The organism is Photobacterium sp. SP02 (genome assembly GCF_038519165.1).
In the GTDB taxonomy this organism is placed as follows: Bacteria; Pseudomonadota; Gammaproteobacteria; order Enterobacterales; family Vibrionaceae; genus Photobacterium; species Photobacterium halotolerans.
In genome coordinates this window covers 1-408 of sequence record NZ_JASJOJ010000174.1, presented here as the reverse complement: position 1 = coordinate 408, position 408 = coordinate 1, and the positions used below count along the sequence as shown (strand labels likewise).

1 protein-coding gene is annotated in these 408 nt (G+C 55.1%); it reads right to left on the bottom strand.

All coding sequences use genetic code 11. The annotated features are described in order from the left end of the window. Positions 1-228 precede the first annotated feature (228 nt). Positions 229-408, bottom strand: a 180-nt coding sequence (locus P0Y67_RS22885; RefSeq protein ID WP_446728877.1) for a hypothetical protein, incomplete at its 5' end; no start/stop codon positions are given.

Below are 408 nucleotides of genomic sequence, written 5' to 3'. Positions count from 1 at the left end.
AATTCTGCCACCTGACGTCTAAGAAACCATTATTATCATGACATTAACCTATAAAAATAGGCGTATCACGAGGCCCTTTCGTCTCGCGCGTTTCGGTGATGACGGTGAAAACCTCTGACACATGCAGCTCCCGGAGACGGTCACAGCTTGTCTGTAAGCGGATGCCGGGAGCAGACAAGCCCGTCAGGGCGCGTCAGCGGGTGTTGGCGGGTGTCGGGGCTGGCTTAACTATGCGGCATCAGAGCAGATTGTACTGAGAGTGCACCATATGCGGTGTGAAATACCGCACAGATGCGTAAGGAGAAAATACCGCATCAGGCGCCATTCGCCATTCAGGCTGCGCAACTGTTGGGAAGGGCGATCGGTGCGGGCCTCTTCGCTATTACGCCAGCTGGCGAAAGGGGGATG